General features: G+C 37.4%; 13 protein-coding genes and 2 pseudogenes. 4 read left to right on the top strand and 11 right to left on the bottom strand.

Features of this window, described 5'->3' with window-relative positions; all coding sequences use genetic code 11:
- Positions 1 to 8: 8 nt before the first annotated feature.
- Positions 9 to 863 carry a PfkB family carbohydrate kinase gene (locus CUS89_RS03610; RefSeq protein ID WP_181055299.1) on the top strand — a complete coding sequence of 285 codons (855 nt, stop codon included), beginning with the start codon at positions 9 to 11 and terminating at the stop codon, positions 861 to 863.
- Positions 864 to 976: 113 nt separating this feature from the next.
- Positions 977 to 1295: pseudogene (locus CUS89_RS16290) on the top strand (malic enzyme-like NAD(P)-binding protein); the annotation flags it as partial.
- Positions 1296 to 1614: 319 nt separating this feature from the next.
- Here the strand turns inward: CUS89_RS16290 and CUS89_RS16285 are convergent.
- Positions 1615 to 1905, bottom strand: coding sequence for an IS110 family transposase (locus tag CUS89_RS16285; RefSeq protein WP_258082372.1), 291 nt, complete (start codon positions 1903 to 1905; stop codon positions 1615 to 1617).
- A 424-nt stretch (positions 1906 to 2329) separates the two neighbouring features.
- Here CUS89_RS16285 and CUS89_RS16510 point away from each other — a divergent pair, with 424 nt between their 5' ends.
- A complete protein-coding gene (locus CUS89_RS16510) occupies positions 2330 to 2461 on the top strand; it encodes a hypothetical protein (RefSeq protein ID WP_308726885.1) in 132 nt (43 codons plus the stop codon).
- Positions 2462 to 2747: 286 nt separating this feature from the next.
- Here CUS89_RS16510 and CUS89_RS03585 read toward each other — a convergent pair.
- From CUS89_RS03585 to CUS89_RS03540, 10 genes and pseudogenes are all read right to left on the bottom strand, one after another.
- Positions 2748 to 3910, bottom strand: a pseudogene (locus tag CUS89_RS03585) (IS3 family transposase).
- A gap of 171 nt (positions 3911 to 4081) precedes the next feature.
- A complete protein-coding gene (locus CUS89_RS03580; RefSeq protein ID WP_070415749.1) occupies positions 4082 to 4681 on the bottom strand; it encodes a tyrosine-type recombinase/integrase in 600 nt (199 codons plus the stop codon).
- 606 nt (positions 4682 to 5287) lie between these two features.
- The gene (locus CUS89_RS03575; RefSeq protein ID WP_104871075.1) at positions 5288 to 7192 is read right to left on the bottom strand and encodes a heavy metal translocating P-type ATPase; all 1905 of its coding nucleotides are present in this window, start codon (positions 7190 to 7192) and stop codon (positions 5288 to 5290) included.
- A gap of 197 nt (positions 7193 to 7389) precedes the next feature.
- Positions 7390 to 7623, bottom strand: a complete 234-nt coding sequence (locus tag CUS89_RS03570) for a heavy-metal-associated domain-containing protein (protein WP_002292161.1) — start codon at positions 7621 to 7623, stop codon at positions 7390 to 7392.
- A gap of 146 nt (positions 7624 to 7769) precedes the next feature.
- Positions 7770 to 8063 carry a prolipoprotein diacylglyceryl transferase family protein gene (locus tag CUS89_RS03565; RefSeq protein ID WP_258082371.1) on the bottom strand — a complete coding sequence of 98 codons (294 nt, stop codon included), beginning with the start codon at positions 8061 to 8063 and terminating at the stop codon, positions 7770 to 7772.
- 23 nt (positions 8064 to 8086) lie between these two features.
- Positions 8087 to 8794: a Crp/Fnr family transcriptional regulator gene (locus tag CUS89_RS03560; RefSeq protein ID WP_104871073.1), complete on the bottom strand. Its 708-nt coding sequence runs from the start codon at positions 8792 to 8794 to the stop codon at positions 8087 to 8089.
- Positions 8795 to 8905: 111 nt separating this feature from the next.
- Complete coding sequence (locus CUS89_RS03555; protein ID WP_104871072.1) at positions 8906 to 9478, bottom strand: Dps family protein; 573 nt, start codon at positions 9476 to 9478, stop codon at positions 8906 to 8908.
- A gap of 393 nt (positions 9479 to 9871) precedes the next feature.
- Positions 9872 to 11341, bottom strand: coding sequence for an ABC transporter permease subunit (locus CUS89_RS03550; protein WP_104871071.1), 1470 nt, complete (start codon positions 11339 to 11341; stop codon positions 9872 to 9874).
- Positions 11342 to 12235 carry an ABC transporter ATP-binding protein gene (locus CUS89_RS03545; protein ID WP_075492108.1) on the bottom strand — a complete coding sequence of 298 codons (894 nt, stop codon included), beginning with the start codon at positions 12233 to 12235 and terminating at the stop codon, positions 11342 to 11344.
- On the bottom strand, positions 12222 to 13160 hold the full coding sequence (locus CUS89_RS03540) for an ABC transporter ATP-binding protein (protein WP_048602925.1): 939 nt from the start codon (positions 13158 to 13160) through the stop codon (positions 12222 to 12224). Before CUS89_RS03540 ends, CUS89_RS03545 begins: the two co-directional genes overlap by 14 nt.
- 184 nt (positions 13161 to 13344) lie before the next feature.
- On the opposite strand from CUS89_RS03540, the gene CUS89_RS03535 reads away from it, so the two are divergent.
- The coding region (locus CUS89_RS03535) for a TetR/AcrR family transcriptional regulator (RefSeq protein ID WP_146103402.1) at positions 13345 to 13655 on the top strand (311 nt) is incomplete at its 3' end.

Below are 13655 nucleotides of genomic sequence, written 5' to 3'. Positions count from 1 at the left end.
TGAAAAAATTGTCTGATTATGTAGTGGGATTCGGCGATAATAAAGTAGATTATTATACGAATCAAAATATCAAGTATCCCGGAGGAAATGCTGTAAACTTCGCAGTCGCTGGGAAAAAAAGTGGGGTAGAAGCATTTTATGTTGGTACAATTTCAGACGACGCAGATGGTCAGCTAGTCATTGATGGGTTGAAAGACAATAAAGTAGATTTTCATTATTGTAATCGAACGAAATCCACTTCTGAAAAAGTTTTTGTAGAAATAAAAGACGGGGAACGAATCTTTGTAAGCAGTCAACGAGGATCAAGACAAACCCCAGAGTTATCAAAGAAACTACTAGAATTGTGTGGCAATAGTTTACTAGTTCATTCAGGTTGCCATGCTAAAACAGAAGACAAGTTACCGGAAATAAAAGCTAGTGGTGCAAAGATTTCATTTGATTTTTCAGACTTAGAGAAATACCGTACAGATGAATATTTGAATGAAGTTTGTCCAAATATCTTTATTGCTCAATTTTCAGTTTCTAAGGATAGCCCTTTGGAAATTGAACGACTGAAAAAGCGCTGTATGGATAATAATGTTCGCTTTGTTTTATTGACTAAAGGAAGCGAAAGTCCTTTATTCCTAGATGCTAAAAATGAAATCACCTACCAAGGATTTATACGAAAATCAGATCGCGTCTTGGATACTATGGGTGCTGGAGATAGTTATTTTGCAGCCTTTGCAGTTCAATTAATGAAATATTTGCAAACTGGGGAAATCAACGAAGAAATGGTGGTTAATTGCTTTAAAAAAGCTGCCAATTTAGCTCATGACGTTTTACAGATAAATGGTGCTTTTGGTTGTGGTGTCCCAATCAATTGAAGGGTAGTATCTTATTAAAAAGTTAAAAAAACATATGTGAAACAAATATAACCGACTCATTGTCAAGTGATGTTGTTTTTAATTAAATCTAGAGAAGGGAACATTTCGGTGTTCTCTTTTTTACTATGGCAAGTCCTATTCCGGGGATTTTCCCGGATGAAGCAATAGCAGCTGGTGCTTATATCGTTCGGGCAGATCAAAGCGATTTTCCGAATCAAATCAATAGTGTCTTGGCATTCCCAGAAATTTTAGAGGAGCATTGGATGCGCGGGCAAAAAAATCACTGTAGAGAAGCAAATTGCCGCAGCGAGAGGAATTGCTAGTCTAATTAAAGAAGAGAATTTGACAACAAACAATATACTCCCGGATGTCTTTGAACCCGGGGTAGCAGAGACTGTGGCGGCCAGTGTACAAAGTGCAGTGCCACTTTAATGCTCGGTATTTGTTGTATTTGTGATAAAAACTGGAGGAAAAGTTTGAAAATAAAGCCAGCCAATGATTCTTAAAAGAAAGTACCCCAAATAGATCTACCGCTTTTTAAATTTTTTTTAACGGAGGGGCAGTCAACTATTCATCAAGAAATCAATTCAACTTGAGCCTGCATTTGCGTCGGTAATCACATAACCACGTTTTCTAAGAAATTTTAGAGCTTGACTTTGTGATAGAACTTTCTCTTTTTCTACAGGCTAGTGATCCAGGTAACCTTCGTTAGTATAAGGTTCAACTTCTGATAAGACATTCCAGATAGCGGTCAGAGCATCTTACAAATAGCGATGATTGTTTTCTTGCGACCACGATTGGCTTTAATTCTGCGGTAACGATTTCCAAATTCGGGATGTTTCTTTGATTTGAGAAGCGCATTAGCAATCTGCACTAACAAAGGTTTCAAAGAGCGCCCAGCCCGAAAGATAGGAGTCGATTTCACACGACCACCACTCTGATCATTTCTTGGACAACAGCCTGCCCAGGAAATCAAATGTTTGGATGTTTGAAAAACGGACATATCTGGTCCTATTTCAGCTAATTTCGCAATCGCAGTCATGGAGGTGGCATTTAACCCCGGAATTGTTCGGAGCAGACGAGCGCCTAGAAAAGGGCTTAAGCGTAACCAATCGTTTGTATTAGGAGATTAAAAATTATTATGCGGATGAATTTCAGGTAGCAGAACAAGCTTTATACTTGTTGAAAGAACGACACCAAATCGATCTACTGAGAGAAAAAGCCTCGAACATCGCATTTCATTTGATCAATGTGTAATCCGACGGCGTTGAGAATCAAGATGGATTGAAAAAAGCCAAACTGATTGGTTCTATCGTTAACTTGGTCCGTTACTCAATATAAGTTCATTCCATTCTAATCGTTTCATCATGCATGTTCGTCCTTTTGTCGATCGTTTCTTTTTGGTTGGCTTACTGGAAGACGATGATGAAGGTTTGTACCGGCAAATGTGAGTGTTGTATCCAGATATGGTGGAAATTGCGACTGAGATCAAAGGGTATACTGATAAAGAGTATCAAACCAAAATCCCCGTTAACGAAATTGTCTTTTTAAGTGTGCATGTTAATCGCTTAATGAACCATTCGGCTATCGATTCATAAATCACTGATAAGATTAGTGAGAGGGATCAATGCTTTAATGACTTCATGTATCTTCATGAACACAGATTTTACACAAGATTTTGGACTTGACACAAAAAAGGACCCCATAGAAACCTTATTTTTTCGTAGTGAATGTAAATCTCCTATTGAGGATTACTTGGAATGGCAACAGTTTTTTTGACAAATTTTATAAGGTGCAGAACTTCTTTCCGTATGCTATTCCCATTGTCCTTGACAATCAGCCTCCTCGGATGTGACGATCTTCGGCAGGAGCTAACAGTTAAAGTTAGACTGCCTCGCTAGCGTTAGCACATCCGAGCTCATTATCAAGGATTCGCTGCGCCAATCTCTGATTACGGTAACCAACCGGTGTCTCGTAGCCAAGTGTACCGTGCAACCGAAGGTGGTTCTACCAATTGACATAGTCAAATAACTCCAAATCCAATTGTTGTAAGGTTTCAAATGTGTATTGATAGACAAATTCTACTTTCAACGACTTATAAGTTGATTCAGCTACGGCATTATCAAAAGGACAGCCTTTATGATTCAATGATCGATTGATGTCAAAAGTTGTTAATAATTCATCAATAGCTTGGTTATCAAACTCTTTTCCACGATCAGTATGAAAAATCTCAACCTCTGTCAGAGGTTATTTGATACGGCTAAATGCTTTTTTTACTAGAACGGCATCTTTATATTCTCCACAAGAATAGCCGAGAATTTCTCGATTGAACAGATCCAAAATGAAACAGACATAATTCCATTTTTTCCCGACTCGCACATAAGTCAAGTCTGTTACGATCGCTTCTAATGGGTTGTCTCTTAAGAATTTACGATTCAATACGTTTGTCGTTTTGGCTTCATTGCAAGTAGAATGATGTACTTTAAAATAAGCAACAGTATAGCTCGATTTTAATCCTCTATTTTTCATGATTCTACTAATTTTTCGTCGGCTGATCTGAATGCCTCGTTTTGATAAGGATTTTTTTATTTTTCTTGAGCCGTAGGCCTTTCGGCTGCGGATAAATTCTTCAGCGACTGCTTCTTCAAGTTCTGATTCGTCTTTCTTTGGTTTTGATTGATAATAATAGGACTGACGTGATAGACCTAATATTCTGCACATCGCTGATATAGGGTAAAGATGCTTATTCGCATCGATTACTTGTCTCTTCGTCCGAATATCAGCGCTGCTTGCTTTAAAATATCATTTTCCATTTCTAATTGCTGGTTTCTTTTACGTAGTTCTAACAATTCTTTTTGTTCAGGCGTAAGATTATCTTTTTCCTTGAATGAACCACTCGTTTTAGATTGCTTTACCCATTTGTCAAATGCTGAAGCCGTTAGTTCATATTCTCGAATGATTTCTACACGTGGCTTTCCAGCTAAGTAAAGATTGACGATTTGTTGCTTGAATTCTTGTGAAAAAGTTCTTCGTGTTCTCTTAGACATAAAAATTCCTCCTGGTATGTTTTCTTCTAGTCTACACACCTTAATTTTTCTGTCTAGTTAATTGTAGCCTATCCAACTGATAAAAAGATATTAATGGATAGTTAGACTTCTAACTAGTTAACTTATTACATATATTGAATTTTTTCTTCTATTATATAGGGTTTTATTTCGTCATAGATCTAAACTCTTCACTGCGGTATCTTTGTCTTCCTGGGTGATTCCAATATAGCGTAAGGTCTCCCGTTGCGAAGAATGGTTTAGCAATGACTGAATGATTTCTGTTTTCGTACCTTGTTTGTACAAAAAATAGCCGAAGGTCTTGCGCATCGAATGGGGGCCAATTTCTTTCAACCCAACCGCCGTTCCTGCTTCATGAATGATCCGCCAAAGACTTTGTCGGGTCAAAGGCGTATCTGCTCCTTTTCGACTTGGAAACAAATACTTGCTGAAGTCATGTACTTGTAGCTGCTCAGGAAATTCAGATTGAACATAGTCGAGAATCACTTTTCGTAATTTGTTCGAAATGAAGACCGAATTGTGTTTGGCCGTTTTTTGTTCCTTCATGGCCAGACGTTCCTTGACAATCACCCGTCCACGAGAAATTTCTAATACATCACTTAATTTTAACTGTCTTAGATCGGAGATTCGATAGGCTGTATTGATCCCGATCGAAAAAAGCACCAAATTCCGTTGCCCATATTTTCCGGAAGCCAAAATTGCCTTCATGGCATCGATCTTTTTTTTGTCGCGAATCGGTTCCACACTCTTCATTTTTAGTCCCCTCTCAAATGTTACTTAATACGATTATAACAGATAATAAGTCACATTTAAACAAGCTATAGAAAAAAGACCCTAAAAGAAAAGTGATTTTCTCTTAGAGCCTCTAAGGATGGAGCGATTTTGACGAATGTGACAGAATCAGTTTGTGTCTCATTGGGCTATGGGATTTTCGGTAAGATTTGATTATCTCAGAACATTAATATTGCCCCTTTAAAAAATTTGTCAGTACTTTTAAGTTATTCTATCCTGAAAATTCAAAATTTTCAGTCTATATAATTAACTTACATTCAGTTTTACCAAATGATAAGCTTTAAAAAGTATTCAGAATTTAGTCATGTTATGGATCCAATAAAGTAGATATGGAATATTTATTTTCTCTTGTCTAATTTATAAGAACTAAATGATTTCATCATTGTTTTGACTCTCCCAATTTTTTAATCATTTACACGAAAATTAATTTTATAAAGAACATACCCTATACTCTTATTTTTTTTTTCAAGAACTCAAAAAAGCGGAAAATCCCAGATTTAAAAATCTGAGTTTCCGCTTTTGTCATTTCAAGGATGGACTATTGTCTCAGCCTCTTCTAATTTATTCTTAAGATATTTTTACTTTCTCTGCAGGTGCTGATACTTCTTTTTGTTCTTTTCGACCTTTCAACTTATACTTCATTAATCTCATGCCATTGAAAATTACCACCAAGATACTACCTTCATGAACCAACATTCCGATAGACATATTCATCCATTCGCTGAAGAAGACGCTGGTCAACAAGACCAACACTACTCCAATTGAAATCACGATATTTTGTTTCATATTATTTGCGGTGGCTTTTACTAATCCTAATGCGTGAGGCAAGTTGCTGAAGTTCGAGTTCATTAAAACGACATCGGATGTTTCAATCGCTACGTCCGTTCCGCTTCCCATTGCGATTCCAATGTCTGCTAAAGCTAAGGACGGACTATCGTTAACGCCATCTCCAACAAAGGCTACAATTTGACCACGTTGTTGAAGTTTTCCGATATAAGCCGATTTGTCTTCCGGCAACATGTGGCCGTGAGCTTCGGTCAAACCAAGTTCGCCGGCGACCACATCAACGGTTCCTTGGTTATCTCCTGAAAGAACGACTAGATTTTTCACGCCCAAGTCTTTTAATTCCTGCAAATTAGCTTTCACACCCGGACGGACTTGATCGCGAATGCCCATCAGTACTTTTAATTCACCGTCGACCGCTGTCAAAACGAGAGAGTTCCCTTGTTGTTCAAACCGTTTGACATCTTTTTGCACTTTTTTGCTGAGAGTGACATTTTCTTTTTCCATCAAGGCCACATTCCCAACAGCCACTCTATGTCCAGCTACACTTGAAACGATTCCGCCGCCTTTCACGACTTCAGTTCCTTCAACAGGATAAAAGTTTGTTTCTCCAATTTGATTTAAGACCGCTTTTGCTAATGGATGATCTGATTCCCGTTCCACACTGGCCAGATAGCCAAGCGTTTCAGCAGAATCTTTTTCATACAGTTCAGTCGCTGCAACGGTTGGGTTTCCGACAGTTAAAGTACCTGTCTTATCAAATACAATTGTATCCACATTGCTGAAGTCTTGAATGACTTCACTCCCTTTTAAAAGAACACCGTTACGAGCACCATTCCCGATACCGGCAACGTTTGAGACAGGCACTCCGATAACTAATGCGCCTGGGCAACCTAGAACCAAGATGGTGATTGCTAACTCAATATTTTGACTGAACGCCCATACAACAATTGCCAGAACCAAGACAGCTGGTGTGTAGTATTTAGAAAAGCGATCAATGAACCGTTCCGCTTCGGATTTAGAATCTTGTGCTTCTTCCACGAGTTCAATAATTTTTCCAAATGTGGTGTCCTCACCAACTCGGTCAGCTCTGATTTGAATCGTTCCGTTTTCTAAAATGGTTCCTGCAAAAACTTCTGCATCAGCTAGCTTGTTGACCGGAACAGCTTCCCCTGTAATGCTAGCTTCATTGATATACCCTTCGCCCGTAAGGACTGTGCCATCCACTGGAACTTTCGCACCCGTTTTAACGAGCAAGATATCCCCTTCATCTACATCATCCACTTCTACTTCTTCAAATTCGCCATTATCCATTTGTTTCAAAGCGCTTTCGGGTGCCATTTCAGTCAATTCTTTGATAGCAGATCGCGTTTGGTTCAATGTTCGTTGTTCCAAGTAGTGTCCGAATAAGAATAAGAACGTGACAATAGCCGATTCTTCATAATCCTGAATGAAAAGCGCACCAATCGCTGCAATACTGACTAAGACATCAATACTGATGACTTTGACTTTCATTGCTTGAAACGCTTGAATGGCAATTGGCGTAATCCCAAAGACAGAGGCGATAATCAAAGACCACTCTGAAAGTCCTACGTTTTCTAAAACAAAGTGACTGAAGAAACCGAGTACGATTAACAATCCACTGATGACGGTGATAACATTTTTCTTGCTTAATATATATTGTTGCATGCTTTTTCCCTCCAAATTTAATTTCTCTTTTATTGATAAACACAGTATAAGATAATTGCCTAAGTAATTAATTGACTGACATCAAGTTTAGAAAGTTCTCTTTTATCGTTTCTAAGCACCTCGAATCGGATTGCAACAAAAAAAGCAATCCTGGAAAAATAGCTTTTCTTCCAGAATTGCCTAGTTCATTTAATCTGTTAAGCGGCCTTGACTTTTGCTTTAAGGACCGGATAGCCTACGTTTTCGATAGCTTTTTGAATCTCTTCAATCGAAGTGACAGCTGAATCAAAATTGGCTTTGACTTTGCTGGAGTTGAATAATACTTTAATGCTGTCTTTATCGACACCGTTAACTGATTTTACGGCACCTTCAATTTTTTGCATACAACTTGGACAAGACAACGTTTCTAATTGCAATATAGCTTTTTCCATAATTCCTATCTCCTTTATGTGTTTTTATTTTATCGGCAGCAGATTAATGAACACTGCCTTTTCCTCTTTACAACTGTAATATAGCTCACTTCTAGCAAACGAAAATTGACGCATATCAAGTTCGGCACTTCTTTTTATCTTTTTGCTCAATTCACCATCTTAATAGTCTTTTTCTGCCCCTTATTGCCATCAGAATAATAAGAAATTGGTGGATAATCTTGTCTGCGTATAAACCATACGACAATCGCGCCAATAAACAGGGACAGAGACAAGGCTTGCGAAACGCGGATCCACTCGCCAATCCATAAACTGTTCGTTCGCATACCTTCAATGAAGAACCGACCCGCTGAGTACCACAAAACGTCACTCAAAGCGACTTCTTCTTGACGCAAAAGCACTGAGTTCTGTCCCGTTGTTAATGAAGAGCGACAGAACACCAACGTGTAGAAAAAAGTGTGTCCGATTATTCGCTGTAAAGCAATAAATCATCTAAATCCTGAATCTTGATTCTTTTCCCAGACAGCTGTTGAATCAATCCCTCGTTCTCCAATTCTCCTAATTTGCGACTGATGGTCTCAGGTGTCGTTCCTAAATAGGAAGCAATGTCCTTTTTTGCCATCGGCAGGGTGATGGTGGGAGAGTTGCCCATTTCAGGTTCCACATTTTCTGCCAAAAACAAAACTAAACGGGTAATGACACTCTCCACGGCTACTTGTGCGGTTTGGCGTTCGGATCTTTCTAACCGCTGCGACATCTCTCCTAGCAGCTTTAATGAAATTGCAGGATACTCTTTTAGCAACTCTTGTACATCATGTTGTTGAATCATGCAGACAGACGTATCTCGAATAGCTTCTGCGTATTCCTCGTGCACAGCATCAGGATTGAACAACGTCCATTCTCCCGTAAAGTCACCCGGATTCAAAATACGCACTAGTTGCTCTTTGCCAGAATCAGACAAGCGATAGATGCGGACTTTTCCGCGATTCACAATATATAAGGCATCATCTTTTTCTTGCGAGCGAAACAGAAACTCCCCTTTTTGATAGTGCTTCGTGTGCGCTTTTTCAGCGATGCGATCCATCGCGCTTTCCTCCAAATGATTGAATATCGGGACTAAGCGGATACAAGCTGAGTGGTCTCCTGCTGCATGTGGTTGGGTGTATTGAGTCAATTCGTTCTTCCCCTTTATCAGTTTACTGTCCTTTTTTTTAGCTTTCCTATATTTAGCATAAAGGCCCCTACCTCAAAATATTTAATTTCTAAATGTATGTTTCCGAAAAACCTACTCTTCATCCTCATCAAACGCATCGTCATCTTCCAATGCCTCTTTGCCAATGAACGCTTGCAGCATCCAAATGTTTTTATCTAAGTCATTTTTAAAAGCAATCAGTGTATCTTCTAAAGCATCGTCACCCTCATCTTGTACTAAACGAATAGCACGAATCGTTAATTCACGGGTACTTCTGAAATCTTCGATAATATTTTCAACCATGTCTTCTGCTTTAGCGTATTTATTGATGGCATCTTCTGAAAGCATGGAATATTTTTCAAATTCAGCGGTGGTTGAAGCCGGTTTATGACCGGAAGTAATCAAGCGTTCTGCGAGTTTGTCGAACCATTCTTCGTTTTGATTATACAATTCTTCAAATTTTTCATGCAGGGTGAAGAAATTAGCGCCATTTACATACCAGTGATATTGGTGCAATTTCACATGTAAAGTATGCATGTTCCCTAAAAGATGATCCGAAATGGCCGCTGCATTAATTTTTGTATGATGGACATGTTCCTTGTGTTCTTGTTCTTCTTGCAATCTTTCTTGGGGTGTTCTTTCTTGAGAAGCTTTATTTTCAGTCATGATCTATTCCTCCTATAATTTTGGTTTGTTTAAAATGGCTTCCTTTGATGCCTCCTTTTCCTTTACTGAATTTAGTATAAAGGCCCCCTACCTCAAAAAAATTGACGCGCATCAAGAAAATCATTTCTTAATAGACGCTAGGCTTCTCTATTAAATTCAACTGAAATAATCAAAGGAATGAAGTCGTTCCCTCCAAACAAATATTTCATTAAAGTAGGGCCTAAAAAAAGAATAGCAACTATACTTTGTCAAGAGACCTGACTGCTATTTTTTTCTTGTTATTCTTCAATTACCAAATGTCTTGCCTTGCAGTATATTTAATGCTCTTTCTCACATTATATTCTCTTCATTTATCGGTAGCTGCTAAGGATTTTACTGATAGTTCTTTCAATATTAAAGTGGTAAATCTTTCTTTGTAAAGATAACATTTGACGCTGCATATAGAACGAAAGCAATGGTTCCTAAAGCAACTAATCCCCAACCAAACTCGCCACTAGCTAATATCGCATCTGTATCAAATAGAGTTGTTATCGTTAGATACTCGAGTATAACTGGAGCATCGTCCATCAGTTGCTGAACCATAGTAAGTAGGAAGAAAGCAAATGGTATCCCCCCACCGCTAGCTAAAGCTAATCCTGAGCGGTTAAATAGAGTTGATGCAAAGAATGAAATAGAGCTTATGGCTAGGATTAAGATGAGTAGACCAAGACTTAACCAAAAATAAGTTTCTGTATCAAATTCCAGAGCAGCATCGACAGATCTTGCAGATGATACCATGGCATGGTTTGCCATCGTAATGATTTGTTCTTCATTTAAATCAGTTGCTTCCATAGACGCCTCTAAAGCGGTAGAATCTTTAATTAAACTCAAATTCTCTTTCACTTGGGCACTATTCATATTTAAGGCCTTTGCAGAAGAGTCAATAACAGCCTGTAATAAGAGTTCACTATTGGCTTCCGTAATCATGACAGTTGGCTGAGATTTTCCTTTATTTTCTTCATTCTTTTCAGCTTCAAGTGCAGTTATTTCATCTGCCAGAAATTGACGGTACTCATTAACAGAAATTCCTTGTACACTTGCACCAGCCGTCAATGCGTCATTACTTGTTAATATCATCGCCGGGTTTTCGATCAATTCCTCAGTTGTGATTTCAATATCATCATCTTCCATGTCATCATCATTTTTATAGATATCCCGACGTTCATCGGTGATAATTTCTGCAGCCTCTTCATAGGAGTGATCCTTGATGACCTCTCCTAAGTATATTGAATAGGCGTCCATATCCATATCGCGAGCTGCAGCAGCATCTCGCATAGCTTGTTCATTATCTTTAATTAAATATAAATGTTCAGATAGATAACCTTCACTTTTATCTAATATTTCTGATGCTTTTTCTATATCCTCTGTGATCGGATAGCCCGTCACGTTGTTGTACTTTAATTGAGAGGCACCTAAACCGGCTAATGAAACAATGACATACATTAAAATAACCGATAAGATGAGGTAAAGCGATTTGGTAAAAATGACACTTGAACGTTTTATGGGTGTTGATAAAGTATAAGCCATAGATCCAGAGTCTACCTCGCTCACTACAAGAGTATTTGCTGTAAATACAACATAAACAATTCCAAGAATAAGACCAATCAGTTTATAGAAATTTTCTAAGTTTCCTAAGAGACTGTCCATTGATGAGAGAAGACTGGAAAAAGCGGTTCCTTTCGCTGCAGCGGCAATCGATGCATATCCTTCCGCATCATAACCTATGATGAAACCAGATAAAATGACTGAAGCGACGATTGTGATAATTGCCCATAGTTTCCAATTGGTTTTGATACTTTGCTTAAATATTGGTTTTGAAAACATTTATACTTCCTCCTTAAATATCTCAGTAATATAATCTTCAAATGAGAACTTAATTTCTTTAAAATAGACCAAGTCAAAATCTTTTAAATCTTGAATGAGATAATTAATATTTTTATCATGAATTTGAACGACAACTTGTAAATCTTCCGCTTTTACCATAGTCAATTGGTATCCTAAATTTAAGAAACGTTCGAAATCGGCAAGTGATTTAAATTCCATTCGATAACTTTTATTCTCGTTATAACGAATGTCTGCCATGTCTGTGATATCAATAATTTTGCCCTCTCGGATGACTGCGACTCGGTCACTGACATCTTCCACTTCTTGGAAGATATTGCTAGACATAAGAATCGTTTTTCCTTGTTTCTTTTCTTGTTTTAAAAGATCAAGGAAGATGTCACGCATTAGAGGATCTAAACCTGTAGTTGGTTCATCCATAATTAAGATATCTGCATTAGATGCAAATGCTGAAACAATAGCTGTTTTTTGTTTCATCCCTTTACTCATGGAACGCACATTGGCCGTCACATCTAATTGAAGAAGATTACTTAACTCTTTAGCACGTTCCCAACTTCCACGTCCAGATAAATAGATTTGATCTTTTAAAAAATCTTCACCGGTTTTGTTTCCTGGAAAGTTGATTTCACCAGGAATATAAGATACATAGCGTTTGACTTCTGCACTACTTTTGGTGGCATCAAGTCCATTAATAGTGACGCTTCCTTCATCAGGTTTCAGGAAACCCATCAAGTGCCGGATAGTAGTCGTTTTTCCTGCACCGTTGATACCTACGAAGCCATAGTTTTCTCCTTTTTCAATCTCTAAAGATACATCAAATATTCCGTGTCCATTTCCATAATCCTTAGTCAAATGTTTGATATCAATGTAAGCCATATCGCAAATTCTCCTCTCCAGCAGCCACTGTTTTCTTACGATCATAAAAGTCCATAAAGTAATCTTCCAAAGTAAATTTAATTTCTGAAATAAAATTTACCTTTACCTCACTTAATTCTGTAAAAAATTCTTGCATCTTCTGATCCGTTAAACTTAGTTTAACTTGATTTTGTTCAGGTCTTTTAGTTGGAATAGTAAATTCGGTATTTTCTATAAACTTCTGATAATCCTCAAAACTAGCAAACTCAATTTTGAATGATTTATTCGTACTCTGCTTCAATTCATTGGATTCAACTGTTGAAACCACTACCCCATCCTTAATGATGGCAATGCGATCACATGTTGCATCCACTTCAGTAAAGATGTGACTAGATAGGAGGATTGTTTTCCCTTCTGATTTTTCTTTTAAGATAAATTGAATGAAGCGTTCTTGCATAACAGGATCTAATCCTGAAGTAGGTTCATCTAATATCAATATTTTTGGATTATGCATAAAAGCAGTAACGACCGCTAGCTTTCTTTTGGTCCCAAGACTCATTTCTTTAATCTCTTTAGAAGTATCTACTTTAAAGAGCTCTTTAAGCTGCTCTGTCCTTGTCATATCAGTAATTTTTCTTTCATTTGCCATGAACTCAATAAATTGGTCTCCTGTCATTCCTTTTGGAAAAGCCAACTCTCCAGGTAAATAACCAACATCTTGTTTAATATTGGCTGCTGATTTCCAACTATCTTTTCCATTAATAGAAAGTTCTCCCTCATCAGCTTTAGAAAAGCCCATTAAGTGGCGAATAGTTGTCGACTTTCCAGCACCATTCGGTCCCAAGAATCCAAAAGCTTCTCCCTCATTTATCTCAAAAGAAACATCAAATATTCCACGTCCATGTCCATAGTCCTTGGTCACATGTTTCACTTCAATAACTGACATCATATTCCTACCTTTCTTTTAAATATCGATTATAAGATAATTAACAATCGTCTCTTTATTTACAAATGTTATACTATTTATTATACTAGTCTCACAAAGGGGGACAAGAGACATATTTTCAGGATCTGATAAATAATTTACATTTTTTCGATAATTGATACTTTCTCTAAAAAGGAGGCCCTATATGCAACAATTAGATTTAAGGGTTCAAAAAACTCATAAGGCACTTATAGAAGCATTTGAAAACTTATTACATGAAAAAGAATTTGAAAATATTTCAGTAACAGAAATATGTGATGCTGCTATGGTTCGACGACCAACTTTCTACAAACATTTCTTGGATAAATATGATTTTATAACCTTTTTTATTAAACATAAAATGAATGAAATATTTGATTTTGCTATCAAAAACTCAAATGAAGAAAAAGACAACTTTTTTATTATTGTTTTTGAACAACTATTGGATCAATTTGATAGTCAAGTCCATAATCCTGT

The sequence above is a fragment of the Enterococcus mundtii genome, from assembly GCF_002947535.1.
GTDB lineage: Bacteria > Bacillota > Bacilli > Lactobacillales > Enterococcaceae > Enterococcus_B > Enterococcus_B mundtii_B.
This window is presented reverse-complemented; position numbering and strand designations above follow the sequence as displayed.

What these genes read in the sequence shown, in the direction of transcription:
- CUS89_RS03550 (WP_104871071.1), bottom strand. Translation starts at nt 11,341, where the DNA reads ATGTTTTCAAAACCAATATTTAAGCAAAGTATCAAAACCAATTGGAAA.
- CUS89_RS03570 (WP_002292161.1), bottom strand. Translation starts at nt 7,623, where the DNA reads ATGGAAAAAGCTATATTGCAATTAGAAACGTTGTCTTGTCCAAGTTGT.
- CUS89_RS03545 (WP_075492108.1), bottom strand. Translation starts at nt 12,235, where the DNA reads ATGGCTTACATTGATATCAAACATTTGACTAAGGATTATGGAAATGGA.
- CUS89_RS16510 (WP_308726885.1), top strand. Translation starts at nt 2,330, where the DNA reads ATGGTGGAAATTGCGACTGAGATCAAAGGGTATACTGATAAAGAGTAT.
- CUS89_RS03540 (WP_048602925.1), bottom strand. Translation starts at nt 13,160, where the DNA reads ATGTCAGTTATTGAAGTGAAACATGTGACCAAGGACTATGGACATGGA.
- CUS89_RS03580 (WP_070415749.1), bottom strand. Translation starts at nt 4,681, where the DNA reads ATGAAGAGTGTGGAACCGATTCGCGACAAAAAAAAGATCGATGCCATG.
- CUS89_RS16285 (WP_258082372.1), bottom strand. Translation starts at nt 1,905, where the DNA reads ATGACTGCGATTGCGAAATTAGCTGAAATAGGACCAGATATGTCCGTT.
- CUS89_RS03555 (WP_104871072.1), bottom strand. Translation starts at nt 9,478, where the DNA reads ATGACTGAAAATAAAGCTTCTCAAGAAAGAACACCCCAAGAAAGATTG.
- CUS89_RS03575 (WP_104871075.1), bottom strand. Translation starts at nt 7,192, where the DNA reads ATGCAACAATATATATTAAGCAAGAAAAATGTTATCACCGTCATCAGT.